The 14,688-nt window shown below is 58.5% G+C and carries 11 protein-coding genes; all 11 read left to right on the top strand.

All coding sequences use genetic code 11. The annotated features are described in order from the left end of the window. Positions 1-193 precede the first annotated feature (193 nt). The 11 genes from WCS52_07035 to WCS52_06985 all read left to right on the top strand — a co-directional run bounded on the left by WCS52_07035 (position 194) and on the right by WCS52_06985 (position 14,686). Positions 194-1,639: an SUMF1/EgtB/PvdO family nonheme iron enzyme gene (locus tag WCS52_07035; GenBank protein ID MEI6166932.1), complete on the top strand. Its 1,446-nt coding sequence runs from the start codon at positions 194-196 to the stop codon at positions 1,637-1,639. 134 nt (positions 1,640-1,773) lie between these two features. After that, entirely contained in the window at positions 1,774-5,382 is a 3,609-nt protein-coding gene (locus WCS52_07030; protein ID MEI6166931.1) for a hypothetical protein, read from the top strand. A 14-nt stretch (positions 5,383-5,396) separates the two neighbouring features. After that, positions 5,397-7,139 carry a hypothetical protein gene (locus WCS52_07025; GenBank protein ID MEI6166930.1) on the top strand — a complete coding sequence of 581 codons (1,743 nt, stop codon included), beginning with the start codon at positions 5,397-5,399 and terminating at the stop codon, positions 7,137-7,139. 28 nt (positions 7,140-7,167) lie between these two features. Then, a complete protein-coding gene (locus WCS52_07020; protein MEI6166929.1) occupies positions 7,168-8,892 on the top strand; it encodes a hypothetical protein in 1,725 nt (574 codons plus the stop codon). A 25-nt stretch (positions 8,893-8,917) separates the two neighbouring features. Further along, on the top strand, positions 8,918-9,688 hold the full coding sequence (locus WCS52_07015) for an SGNH/GDSL hydrolase family protein (protein MEI6166928.1): 771 nt from the start codon (positions 8,918-8,920) through the stop codon (positions 9,686-9,688). After that, positions 9,685-10,962, top strand: coding sequence for an acyltransferase domain-containing protein (locus tag WCS52_07010; GenBank protein ID MEI6166927.1), 1,278 nt, complete (start codon positions 9,685-9,687; stop codon positions 10,960-10,962). The genes WCS52_07015 and WCS52_07010 overlap by 4 nt, the downstream gene beginning before the upstream one ends. A 12-nt stretch (positions 10,963-10,974) precedes the next feature. Next, entirely contained in the window at positions 10,975-11,901 is a 927-nt protein-coding gene (locus WCS52_07005; protein MEI6166926.1) for a dihydrodipicolinate synthase family protein, read from the top strand. Next, a complete protein-coding gene (locus WCS52_07000) occupies positions 11,898-12,374 on the top strand; it encodes a hypothetical protein (GenBank protein ID MEI6166925.1) in 477 nt (158 codons plus the stop codon). The genes WCS52_07005 and WCS52_07000 overlap by 4 nt, the downstream gene beginning before the upstream one ends. Further along, complete coding sequence (locus WCS52_06995) at positions 12,371-12,868, top strand: hypothetical protein (GenBank protein ID MEI6166924.1); 498 nt, start codon at positions 12,371-12,373, stop codon at positions 12,866-12,868. Before WCS52_07000 ends, WCS52_06995 begins: the two co-directional genes overlap by 4 nt. A 27-nt stretch (positions 12,869-12,895) precedes the next feature. Beyond that, positions 12,896-13,684: an SDR family oxidoreductase gene (locus WCS52_06990; protein ID MEI6166923.1), complete on the top strand. Its 789-nt coding sequence runs from the start codon at positions 12,896-12,898 to the stop codon at positions 13,682-13,684. Positions 13,685-13,729: 45 nt separating this feature from the next. Further along, a complete protein-coding gene (locus WCS52_06985; protein ID MEI6166922.1) occupies positions 13,730-14,686 on the top strand; it encodes an aldo/keto reductase in 957 nt (318 codons plus the stop codon). Positions 14,687-14,688 lie beyond the last annotated feature (2 nt).

Genomic DNA, 14,688 nt, shown 5'->3' with positions numbered 1-14,688 from the left:
TGGGCGGGTCAAAGGCGGAGGCCGGGACGGATGGGCTGACAGCATGGCCACGGGACTCGAGATACTTGTCGAAGCAACCGGTTCGGTCTTTTCCATCCGTTAGCAGGTCATTTTCGGGGAACAGGATAGGGAGTATATGGGTTGGTTGGGTGAAAGATGAACATAACAGTAGTTTAACAATGAAGGGTGAAAGATGAACATAACAAATGGGACGAGTTGGTATTTGAGAATGATCATGGTGTTGGGGTTGGCCACAGCGGCGTGCGGCAACAACATCGTAGTGACTAACGTTGCCCTGAGCATGGCACCGGCAGGCTACACCGATGTTCAGTTCGATCTCAGTTGGTCCAACTCCTGGCGCGCGACGTGGACGGAGCTTTCCACCGCGACCGTCGTGACGAACTGGGATGCGGCCTGGGTGTTTGTCAAGTTCCGGGCTAATGGCGACTGGGTCCACGCCACTCTGGCGCAGACCGGGCACACGGCGCCCGCGGGGGTCAGTATTGATCCGACCAGCGATGGGAAGGGCGCGCTCATCCACCGTTCGACGAGCGGGTCAGGCGATGTGAGTTACACCAACGGTGCCATCAAACTGCGCTGGAACTACGCCGCGAACGGCGTGGTCTCTGCCAATCTGGTGGATGTCAGCGTGGAGGCGATCGAGATGGTGTATGTCCCGAGCGGCAGTTTCTATGTGGGATCCGGCGGTAGTGAGGCTGGTTCCTTCTATACCTACCCAACCACCACGAATCCCTATCTGATCACCAATGAGGCGGCGATTACGGTGGGGACGGCGGCCGGCAATCTCTACTATGCAACCGCCGCCAATCAGGGAGATGCATCCGGCCCCATTCCGGCGCTGTTTCCGAAGGGGTACACCGCCTTCTACTGCATGAAATACGAGGTTACCCAAGGGCAGATCGCTGACTTTTTGAACAAACTGACCGTGACCCAGGCAGCCATCTATCCGAATCAGAACGGAAATTCGCGTTACACCATCAGCGGCAGCTACCCTAATTTTGTCGCCAGCGCGCCGGACCGCGCGTGCAACTGGTTAACTTGGGGTAGCATGAAAGCCTATGCGGCGTGGGCCGGATTGAGGCCGATGACCGAACTCGAGTTCGAGAAGGCGTGTCGAGGGGTGGCGGCATCCGTGCCGAATGAGTGCGCGTGGGGGACCACCAATATTGTCCTCGCACTAGGGACGAGCGGGACGGACGGGAGCGGGACGGAGACGGCCACTCCCGGCACCGCGAACTGCAACGCTGACCGTAATAACGGAGGTGGTTTTAATGGCCCTGTCCGTGCGGGAATCTTTGCGACGGCGATTTCGACGCGGGAGCTAGCGGGGGCAAGTTACTGGGGCGCAATGGAAATGAGCGGCAACCTTTTTGAGTCCCTCGTGACGGCAGGGAATTCGGGTGGAAGAAATTTCGCGGGCAGTCATGGTACGGGGGCATTGTCCAGCCTTGGCGTGGCCACCAACGCGGACTGGCCTACGGCGGGGGGGTTACGTGGCGGTTGTTATAGCACCCTCAGAGGTTCTGCCATGGGTGTTTCTGATCGCACCTTAGGCGCTTACTCGCCCACTGCGCCGGATGACCACCAGGGTTTCCGGGCTGTGCGAACCGCGCCGTGATCCGGCAGGGAAGTCGCGCTTGGTATCTGATTGCGCCCGGACGAGGAGTCGCTCATGAGGCTCGTGAGTGACTTCTCGCGGACGGCGATGAAGAATGGGCAACTTCCAAAACCTATTTGCCCTAAGGAGACCCAATGAGACCCGTCCTTCAAACCATCGCTTTTACAGAAAAAAAATTGCTTTGTGCGATCCTTGGATTGCTGCTCGCTATGGCAACTTTTGCTGGGGCGGCGGAGGCCAAGCCCAAGGTTGTCCTCGGCCTGGGCTCAGGTGATGCGGCCAAGTACAATGTGGAATTCATGAGATTCGACCGGCGCATCCCGCTATTCACAGAGAACAACATCCAGGCATCACTGTTTGACGCAAGCGGGTTGTGCCGTGAGAACTGGACGGAAGAGCAACTGTATCAGACCTTCAGGAAATATCATGTGATAGCTTTTGGCACGTCCCCCGAAGGCGTATACAAACTCGACGATCAGTTCCTGAAACGCGCCGAGGTTGTGGGCAAGGCCCTGATGCGCTACGTGCAGGAGGGCGGCGGATTATTTGTACAACCTCAACCCGTACGGTATCCGGGTGGAGACGATGAGAAATACTGGAACCTGGTGCTGGCCCCCTTCGGACTGGAGATCCTGCACGAGGGACTATTCGACAAGACCCGCGCCTTCGAAGGAAAGACAATTGGCAAAGCGACCTTCTGGTTCACCCGCAACATCCTGCCTCATCCTGTGACGGAAGGGGTTTCGGGCCTTTGTCTGCCGCTGCATGGTCAGGTGCCAGCGGCTGGGCTCGTGGCCATGAAATATGCACCGGAATGGCAGGTAATTGTCAGGGGCGAGAAAGAGGCTAAAAGCTACCAAGTAGATCTTTCCAGGGGTGAGAATGGGATAAATATCGGAAAAGAAGGTTCCTGTGCAAGCGAACCGCCCGTTCTGGCCGTACGCACTTTCGGCAAAGGTCGGGTGGTCTGCTATCCCCTTTCGCCTATTTTCGCTGGCAATAACTATGGCAATCCCCTTTGGTCGCAGATTGTGGAAAGCAAGGGCGATCCCGATGCCAGCCGCCCCAGCCAGGGCATGAAACTGCAGATGAACGCCTATCGCTGGCTGGCCGCTTCGGCCTTGGCCATTCCGGAATTCGGCACCTACCGTCCGGATCCCTACCAGCCGGTGACTTTTCCGGCAAGTATCGACTGGAGTAAGGGTAAATTTGCGGCCATGACCCCAGATAAACTTGCCGCCCTCTCGACGGAATACGCCGCCATGAAAAGAGTCAGGGCCGTGGTCGGGGCGCACACCGCCTACAGCGATGGCAAGGGCACGGTGGCCCAGTACGTTGCGGCGGCCAAGGCGGCTGGGGTGCAGGTGCTGGTCTTTGCCGATCCGCTGGAGAAGTTGACGGGTGAGACCTTGGCAAAACTCAAGGCCGATTGCGCCGAGGCCTCCAAGGCGGGCGATTTCTACGCCTGTCCGGGGATCGAGTTTACTGACGGTATAGGTAACCGCTGGGCCTTCTGGGGCGAGAAACTGGTCTTCCCTGACGCATCGTTCAAGGACCGTACGCGCACCTACGTGCAGTGGGACGGTAAAAAGGTGAACCTCTACGGACAATACAACATTGCCTGCGGCTTCACAGGTTCCGCCCTGCTGGACTATCAGCAACTCCGCAAAAACGGGGCGCACCCGGAAAACCTCTGGTGGTTCTTTCATTATCTGCCGTTGGTCTACGATCACGGGAATCTTATTGCGGACAACTATGCGGACTTTCTCTTTGGCTTGCGCGATATGCGTTCCGCTGTGGTTTCGTCGTTCACCCGCATCACTGATCCGTCCGAGGTGGCTGCGGCGGCCAGCCTCTGTTACACCGGGTTCAACAGTTTGGACAATGCCAGAGAAGCCCTGAACACGCGCTGCGGTGCCGAAGACAAAGCCCGGGCGGCGGGGCAATTTGTGAGCCAGGGCCCGTCCGTGCTGATGTGGTTCTCGCCCAACGATAACTCGCAGATGGAAGCCAATTGGAAATACATCCGCGGCGCGCAGCGCGTCCGGCTCTGTTTTGCGGTACGCTCCGACCAGGGCATTGCGGAAGTCAAGGTGCATGACGCCGACTGCGGTACCATCCGCCGCTTCCTGGGGCACGGTGAGAAACTTCTGGAGCGGGAATTCGAACTCGTGCATGACCAGCAACACTATCTGACGCTGGAAGTCATCGATACAGCGGGCCAGCGTGCCTTCTCCAGTCTCATCAAGATGTTCTGCTACAAGAGCGGCCTCTACCGTTGCGGCGACAACTTGAACATTCTCGGCCCCACCGCCATGTGCTGGATTCCGGACCGGAATGAGTTCTTCCCCGCAGCCAAGGATTTTCGCAACGGCGACGACTACAGCCTGACAGGATGGGACACCTCCAGTCTCGGTCTGGGCGTGCCTCAGCCTTGGGCGCAACTCAACGACCTGATCACTTTCAAGGAGGCGGGGGGTGAGTATCCGCATCCGTCAAAACTGAACGCCATCCCCAGCCGCCTGATGGACGTAGGCATCAACAATTACAATCTCCAGATCGCCACCATGCGCATGACGCACCTGTCGGAACGCTTCGAAACCGCGCAACGCCCCACGCCCTCCGCGGCAACGGTGCCGCGCGACGTGGGTGACCTCGAGTTCTATGACCGAACCCACACGATCTTTGCACCCATGGAGCGCGAGGACATGTTTGTGTCTTGGAATTACCGCCGTAGCAAGGAAGGTCGCAAGGACTACAAGGGTGGAATCATCTGGCACGAGGGGGAGTATCGCTTCAAAAAAGATGTGACGCTCCAGGGAACTCTCCCGATTCCCCTGTTCGATGCGCGTTGCCCGACGGACCTGGCCAGAAACATAGGCACGATGTTCATTGTTACCGATGCCGACGGGGTCACAAAGATATCCGCGGTTCGTGACGAGAAGAAGCCTGAACGGATGATGGGCCGCATTCGGCCCGGTGGCTACGCCGCGTATATGACGACCCCGGTGGGGTATCTCGGCCTGCTGGTTCCGGCGGACATGGATTTTGCGTATGAGGCGCGGTTTCCTGCCACCGAGGGATTTAAGGCCGGGCTGGGGCGGGACGGCCAGGTGATCAAGGCCGGAACCGTCCTTAAGTATCGGTTCGGGGTCGGAACCTTTGCAGACGACAAGTTTGACAATGCCCTTCTGGAGCACACGATCAAGGCCTTGAATTTTGGCGGAGGACAGGCAGGCTATCCGGTCGAGATGAAGGTCGGTGAATGCAAGGATGCCGTCTTCTTCTTCACGGCGGCGGCAAAGAAGGGCGAAGCCCTCTTCTCCCTGGGACCCCAGGCACTCATCATTGACCTGCCGGTCCGGGTGCAGGGTATCGAGAATAACGGTTGCGTCGCCGTATACAGCACCAAGTGCCCCTGGTTTCGCTTTATTCCGGTGGATGCGGCTGGCACAGCCTGGCTGACGGAACCGATCGACCAGAAGAACGAAATGTGGGTGGGCAATGTCTTCACGTGCGACCGCAAGGAAGTGAAACTCACCCTTGTGGTGGATGGTCAGGCCGAGGGCCAGAAGCCCTTCATTGAACTGCACAATCCCACCGACAAGGACATCGAGACCACCGTACGTTCGCCCGCGCACGCGCCGCTCTTCTGCGGCATGACGGGCACGGTCAAGATCCCCGCCGGCGAGAGTGTGCGCCTGCAGATCGACGGAAAAAGTTTCCAGCCGTTGAACCAGTGAAGGACATGACCGTTATGCAAACTGAATTACTGATTGCCGACCTGCGTTGTGCCTTGCCGGCCAACGCCTGGACAGATGCCGACAGCAATGTCACGAAACCGATGAGTATGCCATCGGCGGGCAAATGGCGGATCATCGACTACAAATCCACGGCGTACAGCGGCAGCCTGCTTTGGACTATCTTCCCCGATGCTGCACCGATCCGCATTCCGCTGGGTCGCACGGGCTGGCATGCGATCTCCATCGGCATGAGCAATCTGCCGTGGGATCTGATCGTGGAGGCGCGATTGACTGGCGATACACGCTGGGATTTGATCGAGAGTAATTGCCGTCACAGGCATCAGTTAGAGGCGCAAGGGAGCAATGGGCTGTTGGCGGGTCCGCAGCCATTGCACGAACTTCCCTGGAAGTTCGCGGATCTCACCGGCCGCGATTTGGAGATCCGTTATCCGGTTGACCTCCATTCCCATCAAGTCGGTTGGTATTGTGCGGTGTTCTCGGTGCGCGCCACTCCGGTGCGGCCCGAGGACGTGTCGGCGCTGACCACACGGCAACGCCGGCGTCTGGTGCATGGCTGCGCGGCCTTGCCTCCCTACTATGGCGACCGGTTCGACGACGGTGCCTGGGACACAGTCTATTACGACCATCCGGGAACCGATGTCGTCCTGTGGCCGTCGAAGGTAGGCGCATTGGCCGGGGAGGGCGCGTGGGATGTGGCGGACAACTTCCGCTGGCAGCCGATTTTGCGTGAAGTGCATGCCATGATTGCCCGCGGTGAAGACCCGTTGCAAGGGGCAATTGACCGCGCGCACAAGCATAGCAAGCGGTTCTGGATGGGGTTGCGTCCGCAGGCGTGGGTGGCACCACCACCACTGCATCAGGTCTTTCGCTCGCCCTTCTTCACGGCCCATCCGGAGTTTCGTTGCCTGGATGCCGAGGGGCAGGCGCTCGGGCAATTGAGCGTGGCCTTTCCTCCGGTGCGGGAGCGGCTCGGTACGATGCTGGCCGAACCCATGGAACGTGGGGCAGACGGGGTGCTAATCTCCTGCCATCGCGGACATCCACTGGTGCAATATGAGGCGCCGGTTCAGACGCGGTTCAAGGAGCGGTTCGGCGTGGAGGTGTGTGGTGTCCCCGAGACGGACGAACGCTTGCAGGAGGTCTGGGCGGAATTCGTGACCCAGTGGCTGCGCGAACTGCGCCGCTTGCTCGATCAGGCGGGACCGACGGCACTGGCCAAACGCCGTGAATTGGCGGTCATAACCGGTCCGAATTTGGCGTGGAACCGGCGGCTGGGGCTGGATATTGCGGCCTGGGCACGCGAGGGGCTTGTCGATGTGGTCATGCCTTTCCCGCGCCGCACGCCGTTTACCGTCGCTATGACGCCGTGGCCGCAGCCTGGCGAGCTGGCGGACGGGCCGGTTGATGTTCCAGCCTATCATGCAGCAGTTGCTGGCACGGCCATGCAGGTTATCCCCTGCGTAGGGCACTACGGAGACCGTTTCTCCCGATATGGTGGCAGTGGCATTTCGGTGCCGCCGCGTGATAAGTTCCTGAGAACCGCAGACGGTTACTATTCGGCGGGCGCCGATGGCCTTTGCTGTGCGGAGGAGGACGTGGCGCTTGCCGGCGCGGGTCTTGAAAATCCCGACCTGATGCGACTCTGGTGCGCACACTATTTGCCGCCACAGGGCAATACGATGGAATCCATGGCGGATGTCTGTATGTCCAGGAACGCGCCAGGCATTGGGTATTAGATTGCCATTACATTCATAAGAGGAACCTATGCATAAAGAGAATGAATTGCAGTCGCGGCAGTCGGGAGCTGTTAAGGAATCTGCCGAGTTGCTGATCACCGATATGCGTTGCGCATTGCCCGCAGAGGCATGGACGGATAGCGGCGCCCGGGTGGACCGTCAGGAACGAAGTCAACCGCCCGCCGGCAAATGGCAGGCGCTGCCCTATCGCAGCCAGCTCTACGAGGGGACTATGTTGCGCACGGTCTCTGCGGACGCCGCGCCGTTACGCATCCCGCTCGGACGCACCGGGTGGCACGCGCTCTACCTCGTCATCGCCCATGCGTCCGGTGGTGATACGCATATCGAAGCGCGCCTGACCGGAGATGACTCGTGGCGTCTCGTCGCGGATGCCAACTGCTCTTACGTTCCCGACGAATCGACCGGCACCCGGGGCCGCCTGTGCGAGGAGCCCTGGATGCTGGCCGACCTGACCGGTCGCGATTTGGAAGTCCGCTTCGGCGGCTGGAACCGTGGACGGAACGTTGGTGGCCATGCGGCCCTGTATGCCGTGCGCGCCGTGCCGTTGCGCGCCGAGGAAGCCCTGACCGCCGCCACACGCCGCCATCGGCCGTTGCTGCTCTGCTCCAACGATAGGCCGCCGTTTTTCAGCGAGCGTTTTGCCGCGCACGAGTGGGATGCTGCCTGCTTCAACAATGCGGTGCTCGGTGCTGGCAAGGGTTTTTCCTATCCTTCAACCGTCTTGACGTCGTCACAAGCGGATGCCTGGATGCTCCCACCCCGCCTGAAGGCGTGGTGCGTTCACTCCGGCAACGATTTCCTGCAACAATGCATTGATAAAGCCCACCAGCTCGGGAAACGCTTTTGGATGTCGATTCGCCCGCAAGGGTGGGTCCATGCCATGCCGCCCTATGACCAACTGTGGCGGTCGTCCTTCTTCGTGTCCCACCCCGAGTACCGCTGTCTGGAAACTAATGGTACGCCCCTGAGCACCTTGAGCGTGGCTTTCCCGGCGGTCCGCGCGCAGATCCAGGCGATGTTCGAAGAGGCATTGGATCGGGGCGCCGACGGCGTTACCATTCTCTTCGCCCGGGGATTCGCGCTGGCGCGCTACGAGGAGCCGGTACGCACGCGCTTCCGGGAATTGTACGACCTCGAGGCGCGCGACTTCACGGAGACCGACCCACGCCTGCGCAAGGTATGGGCGGAGTTTATGACGGTCTGGATCCGCGAGTTGCGGGCCATGCTGGACGCCAAGGGACCCACGGCGCTCGTGAAGCGGCGGGAACTGAGCGTGCAAGGCGGTCCGTGCCTGGAGTGGAACCTGGCCTATGGTATCGATGTGGAGGCCTGGGCGAAAGAGGGACTCGTGGACGTGGTCATGCCGTACCCTGTGCATGACCACACCGACCGCATCGGCGACACACTCATCACACAACCCAATGGCTGGCTTGACATCGCCGCCTACGCGGGTGCGCTCAAGGGCACGGCGACGAAGCTGATTCCTTGTCTTGGCGACTACATGCACCCGGAATCCCTGGCGACCTTGCGCCAACGCACCCACCTGTATTACGAGGCCGGAGCCACCGGCGTCTGCCGCTGGGACAACGAGGAGTGCATGGCGGGCGCCCGGTTGGACGATCCGGAAATCCAGAAAATCTGGCATAATTGCCGACCAGCCCAGGAAAACCCGCTGATTGAAATTGGCGGGTTACGTGTCGATAAATTCCCGCCCGCAACAGCATTTGCTTGATTTTCAAAGAATATAGAAAGTTTATATGAAGTTATCTGCTCTGATTGGGATTTGGATAGGGGTGCCTGTCTTTTTCGCGATTAATGGCCTGGCTGGGGGGAATATGGAAAAAATGAAGATTCAGACGATTGTGGTTTTTGGAGACTCCACTACCGCGGTCCGCGGAAAATTGGAGATTTACGCCAACCTTCTAGCGGATGAACTTCCGGCAAGGGGCATTCCGGCGGAGATCATCAATGCCGGAATCGGTGGAAATACAACACAACATGCGGCGGGCCGTTTTGAGAAGGATGTGCTTGAAAAACAGCCGGATCTGGTTGTGATCCAGTTTGGCATCAATGATTCAGCCGTTGATGTCTGGGAAAATCCTCCCGCCAGGGAATCTCGTGTTTCAAAGGACCAATACATCCGAAATCTGGAAAATTTCGTGGAGACGCTGAAGACCCGGAACTGCCGTGTCATTCTCATGACGCCGAATCCGATCTATTGGACTCCCTTGATGAAAAGCACTTACGGAAAGGCCCCTTATTTGCCGGATGATCCCGAGGGCTTCAACGTGATGCTTCGCGAATACGCGCAGGCTGCTCGACAACTGGCTGAAAAGCGGAAGATTCCGCTCGTGGATGTTTATGCGGTCTTTTCAGCTTATGGAAAAGTGAAGAACCAGAATATCAAAGACCTTCTTTTGGATGGGATGCACCCCAACGATAAAGGACACCGTATTGTGGCCGACCTGCTGATCAATGAAATTGTGAAACTGAATAATGGGCGGGGCAAGAAGGACATTGCTAAATGATCAACTCCTTCCCATCTGTATTCGAACACCTGAACTTTGCCCCTCCACAGCACTGGAGCGATAGCTGGCACGTATCCGAACCCGACTATCGGTCGGGTAACCTGTTCTTCCTGGCAGACGAGTTCATCCGCAGCGCTTGTGCCACCTTGAAGATGGAGCCGGCGCTCGGCGAGGCGTTCCTGCAGGCGGCACAACAAATGCGGGCTGATCCCGCGCTGGAGCGCCTGGCATGGCACGCTCACGTGCTCTTCTTCACGCACGATCGGGAGCCGGAGTTTCAGTCCTGGCCGATGCTGCCGGCAAGCCTCGGCATCGCCGCCGATATGTTCTACGCCATCATCATGCTTTCAGGCCTGCCGCATGTTCAAGCGATTTACCGGCAACGGCAGATTCCGGAAAGCGTACAGGTGGATACCCTCGCCGATTTGGTGCTCAAGATGAACATGTACCGGAAAACCACCGGACGCTGGGGATTGAACGCTGCCAACTGGATCTGTCGCCATTTTACCGGGCGTCTCTTCCGGCTCGGGCGCCTTCAGTACATGTTCGATTCATTCCGGCAGGATTTCCGAGCTTTCCGCAATATCCGGGATCGCCGGGTGCTCCTTCTCGCAGAGCCGGGAATCAACTTCCGCACGGACGGCCAGTTTGACGGCGTGAACGGGATCTTCGATTCACAGGCGTTCACGTCGACGTTGGACTTCCGCGTAATGCCCATCCGCGGGAATCCCGTCACGCCCGGGGGGCGGGTTGTCCGGCAGACGGTTCATCTTTCGTGGGCGGAGTGGGTTCAGATTCTGGCCCCCGGCGATCCTGTTCTCAGTCTGCATATTCCGGCCGGCGGGAAGATGGATTACGCCCAGTGCGGCGACTCCGTACGGGCGGCGTCCCTGTTCTTTTCGAAACATTTTCCGGAACGCCCCGTCCGGGCCTGGACCTGCGATTCATGGATGCTGGATCCCCGCTTTCAAGACTACCTTGCGCCAGACTCCAATATGGTCCGGTTTCAGCAGGAGATGTACCTGCACCCTATTCGTGGGCGGAATGAAGGGGTGGTTGGCCAGGCTTTTGTGGATGCCCCTCTCGATTTACAGAAGGCCAGCGCGGGGACGGCTTTGCAACGAGCCGTAATTCAGCACATCAAGAACGGAGATCTCTGGTGCGGTGGCGGCTCGCTTATGTTTCCAGAGGATCTGGCGTGGGGTAAGCAGGTTTACCGTAGCCAGGTGCTGGATGACATCATTTGGGATTGCAGTACAGATAAGAAATCATAAGGGAATCAGAATATGAAGCACATCGATACGAAACGACTCAACGGCCTCTGGTCAGCCACACCGACGCCTTTCACAAACCGCATGGCTATCGACACCGTAGCGGTGAAGCGGCTCGTTGAGCGCCACGTCCGGTTCGGGGTCAAAGGCCTGTTTCTCTGTGGCACGTGTGGCGAAGGCCCCTGGATGCCGGATCGCGAACGACGTGCCCTGGTACGTTCCGCCGTGGCCGCCGCCCGTGGCCGCCTGGTCATTGCCACGCAGGTGACGGACAACTCCGCAGCCCGGATCCTGGACAACATGCGGGTCGCCGCCGAAGATGGCGCTGACATAGCGGTGATCGCGCCACCGACGTGTTTGTTCAATGCCACGTCAGTCAATGTGGCGGCCCTTTATCTGGCGGCAATTCGGGCGAGCCCGTTGCCGGTGGGTATCTATGACCGCGGCAAACACGCCGCCGTGTTTGTCACGGACGACGTGCTAAAACAGATCTACGCCGAACCGAAGGTGGTGCTGATCAAGGATAGTTCCGCGGACGTCGAGCGCATGAAGTTGGCGCTGAGCATGAAACAGACGCGCCCGGCGCTGCAGTTGCTTACCGGTGATGAGTTCGCCTGTGCCGCATACATGCGGGCTGGCTACGACGGTTTGTTGTTGGGTGGCGGCATCTTCAATGCCCGGCTTGCGGGGATGATCCTCGAGGCCGTGCGTGACGGCCAGCATCGCGAGGCGGATCGTTTGCAACGCCGCATGAACCGGCTTATGTGGGACGTCTATGGCGGTCCGAAGATCACCTGCTGGTTGTCCGGCCTCAAACACCTGCTGGTTGAGATGGGCGTTTTCCGGACGACAGGCAACTTCCTGAACTATCCACTGACATCCGGTTGCCGGCAAACCATTGCCAGGGCGCTGTTGCGCGAAAAACAGACCCTTTTTCCATGAAAGAGATCACGGAACAGCGGGCTGCCGATAACGCCTATTTGCACATGGATTTTCATGGTGCCCTGAGCTGCGGCATCGAATACCTTCACGCGCATTTTGGCGAACAGGCAGTACGTGACTATCTGCGCGAGTTCGCGTTGACCTTTTATGCGCCGTTGAAGCAGGCTTTGCTGCATAAGGGGCTTGTCGCGTTGAAGGATCACTTTGAAGTTATCTACCAGCAGGAGGGCGGTACGGCGCTGTTCGAATTGAGCGAAAACGTACTGGTGATCCGAGTTGCTGCCTGTCCGGCTGTGCAGCACATGCGCGCCCATGGCTATCCAGTAGCGCGTCTTTTCCGCGAAACGACACAAACGGTCAACGAAGCGCTGTGCGAAGGCACACCTTATGCTGCGGAACTGGTCGAGTACGACCCTCAGACCGGCCGCAGCGTCCAGCGTTTCAGCCGCCGCACCCCGAGGAGAACGCCATGATCAGTTGCACGGAATTCATTCCAGCCTATAGCCAGCTTTTCGACGTTTTGGAACGTTTGGGTGGCAAGGATGCCGTCCATGCATTCTGGCGCTACCTCTCGGCGAACTTCCTGAACAACCTGCGCGATTTGGTGAAAGCGCACGGAATTCGGGGGTGTTATCTGTACTGGAGCCACACGCTGAAGGAAGAAGCCGCCGACTTCACCATGGAGTTGGACGAATCGGCTGGCACATTTTCTATTGTCATGAACCACTGCCCCTCCAAGGGGCGGCTCCTGGAATGGAAACACATCGAACCCTACCACGACTATTGCGGACATTGCGACGTGCTCTATCGATTGGTTCTTGAACCTCTGGGCTACTCATGCGCGATTGACATGGCGCAGTGCGATCGGGCGCGTTGCAGCCTCGTGGTGCGAAAAGCGAAGGAGGGAAACGTGTCGCAGGGGGAAATGAGGTTGGACATAGGCGGCCTTGAAAGCAGGGTAAGGTAATGAAGATCGGGAGTTGAAGAGAAAACTATGAGCGTTCTTGAAAGTTTTTCATTGAAGGGTAAAGTGGCGCTGGTGACAGGTGGTGCTGGGTTATACGGCCGACAGATTGTGGCGGCACTGGCGGAAGCTGGAGCCGAAACAATTATTGCTTCCAGGAATCTGGATGCGCTGGAACAAGTCGCCTCCGAAGAGCGTGCCAGAGGTTGTGATGTCAGCGCGCTGCAATTGGATCTCGAGGATGAAAAGTCGATTTTCAACCTCCACGACGAAATCATGAAGCGCAGTGGCAGAATCGATGTACTGATCAATAACGCGGTCATCCGGTCGGCTATGAATGGCTGGAATTATCCTCTGGCGGACTTTGATCGCAGTTTGCATATCAACGCCTCCGCCCTGTTTGTCATCACCCGTGTATTTGCAGAGGAAATGAAAAAGCGGAAGAGCGGCTCCATCATCAATATCGGTTCAATGATGGGCATGGTCGGAATCGAAAGGGCGAACTATGAAGGCACGGATATGCATGCCAATCCCTCTCCGATTTATTTCTATGAAAAGGGCGGTATGATTAATTTCTCCCGATGGGCGGCCAGTATGCTTGGCGAGTACAACGTCCGGGTAAATTGCGTGTCGCCGGGAGGATACTGGGAGCCAACTCTCCCTGACCAATTTGTGAAGAATTACAGTGCCAGAACCCAGTTGGGTAGAATGGCAAACGATACGGACCTGAAAGGGCTTATCGTTTTTTTGGCTTCCGATGCGTCCGTCTATGTGACGGGAACCAATATCCCGATTGACGGTGGGTATACGGCGAAGTGACGAGGCCGTGAGGCGTAAGATGTGAGATGTGATGTGTGAAGACTTATGGAAACAAAACGTTACGCTGACTATAAATTATCGCGGCTGATGCTGGGCACGGTCCAGTTCGGCTTGCCGTACGGGGTTGCCAATCTCGCAGGCCAGCCTGGCTACGATGACGTTTTGGCGATTGTGTCCGCAGCCATTGAAGGCGGAGTCAACTGCTTCGACACGGCGCCATCATATGGCCGCAGCGAGGAAGTGCTTGGCCGGGCGTTGCATGAACTGGGCGTGGTTGATCGTGTTGTGGTGGTCACTAAGGTCAAGGCGTTGACCCCGGACGAACTCGCTGATCCCCGTCTGGCTGGAGTGGCGATCGAGCAGTCGGTGGCCGAATCCCGCCGCCGACTCCGGGTCGAATGCCTGCCGATTGTTTTGTTTCACCACGAGACCGACGCAGTCCATCTTGACGCGCTCGAACGGCTTAAAGAGAAAGGCTGGCTGAGGCATGTCGGTGTTTCCTGCAATAATCGACCGGGGCCCGCTGCCGGGTTCGCCGCGCTACCAGTGGTTCGCGCCTTGCAGATTCCCGCGAACATTCTGGATCGGCGCCACCTTCAGGGTGGGTCCCTAGCCGCCGCGGCTGCGCACGGTGTGGCTGTGTTCGTTCGGAGTGTGTACCTGCAGGGACTGCTGCTCATGCCCGAGCGCGCGATTCCCGAACCTCTGCGTCCGATCGTGCCGATTCGGCGGCGTCTGGCGGAACTTGCCGAGGCAGCGGGCATGACGCTGGCCGAACTCGCCTTGCGCTACATGCTTGCTCAGGACGGTGTCACCAGCGTCCTTACCGGCGTCGAAACAGTCGAGCAGATGAGGGAGAACGTGGCGTTGTTCAATCGGGGGCCGCTGAGTGGTGACGTGCGGGAGGCGGTTGAAGCCATCGTCCCGGATCTCCCTGAAGCAATCATGACACCGGGACTATGGTCGGCTCCGGCTACAGAGAAAGACATAGGTAACCGATGACC

The organism is bacterium (assembly GCA_037128595.1).
Classification (GTDB): domain Bacteria; phylum Verrucomicrobiota; class Kiritimatiellia; order CAIKKV01; family CAITUY01; genus JAABPW01.
This window is presented reverse-complemented; position numbering and strand designations above follow the sequence as displayed.

Bases quoted from the DNA above. Each gene is read 5' to 3' on its own strand.
- WCS52_07035 (MEI6166932.1), top strand. From the start codon at position 194: ATGAACATAACAAATGGGACGAGTTGGTATTTGAGAATGATCATGGTG.
- WCS52_07030 (MEI6166931.1), top strand. From the start codon at position 1,774: ATGAGACCCGTCCTTCAAACCATCGCTTTTACAGAAAAAAAATTGCTT.
- WCS52_07025 (MEI6166930.1), top strand. From the start codon at position 5,397: ATGCAAACTGAATTACTGATTGCCGACCTGCGTTGTGCCTTGCCGGCC.
- WCS52_07020 (MEI6166929.1), top strand. From the start codon at position 7,168: ATGCATAAAGAGAATGAATTGCAGTCGCGGCAGTCGGGAGCTGTTAAG.
- WCS52_07015 (MEI6166928.1), top strand. From the start codon at position 8,918: ATGAAGTTATCTGCTCTGATTGGGATTTGGATAGGGGTGCCTGTCTTT.
- WCS52_07010 (MEI6166927.1), top strand. From the start codon at position 9,685: ATGATCAACTCCTTCCCATCTGTATTCGAACACCTGAACTTTGCCCCT.
- WCS52_07005 (MEI6166926.1), top strand. From the start codon at position 10,975: ATGAAGCACATCGATACGAAACGACTCAACGGCCTCTGGTCAGCCACA.
- WCS52_07000 (MEI6166925.1), top strand. From the start codon at position 11,898: ATGAAAGAGATCACGGAACAGCGGGCTGCCGATAACGCCTATTTGCAC.
- WCS52_06995 (MEI6166924.1), top strand. From the start codon at position 12,371: ATGATCAGTTGCACGGAATTCATTCCAGCCTATAGCCAGCTTTTCGAC.
- WCS52_06990 (MEI6166923.1), top strand. From the start codon at position 12,896: ATGAGCGTTCTTGAAAGTTTTTCATTGAAGGGTAAAGTGGCGCTGGTG.
- WCS52_06985 (MEI6166922.1), top strand. From the start codon at position 13,730: ATGGAAACAAAACGTTACGCTGACTATAAATTATCGCGGCTGATGCTG.